Source organism: Streptomyces nanshensis, from assembly GCF_001751255.1.
Taxonomy (GTDB): domain Bacteria; phylum Actinomycetota; class Actinomycetes; order Streptomycetales; family Streptomycetaceae; genus Streptomyces; species Streptomyces nanshensis_A.
Map to the genome: position 1 here is coordinate 1 of NZ_LJGW01000445.1, position 213 is coordinate 213.

The 213-nt window shown below is 68.5% G+C and carries 1 protein-coding gene; it reads left to right on the forward strand.

What is annotated here, in order from left to right; translation table 11 throughout:
- Window positions 1-213: acyltransferase domain-containing protein (locus AN218_RS28030; protein WP_141747712.1), on the forward strand; the 213-nt coding region annotated here is incomplete at both ends.

Sequence of the window (213 nt, forward strand, 5' to 3'; positions counted from 1 at the left end):
CCTGCTCTGTTCGCGGTCGAGGTGGCGTTGTTCCGTCTGGTCGCTTCGTGGGGCATTGAACCCGACTATCTGGCGGGCCATTCGGTCGGTGAGGTCGCGGCGGCGCATGTGGCCGGAGTCTTCTCTATGGAGGATGCGTGCCGGCTGGTGTCGGCGCGGGCTGCGTTGATGGAGGCGCTGCCCGGGGGTGGGGCGATGGTCGCTGTGGAGGCG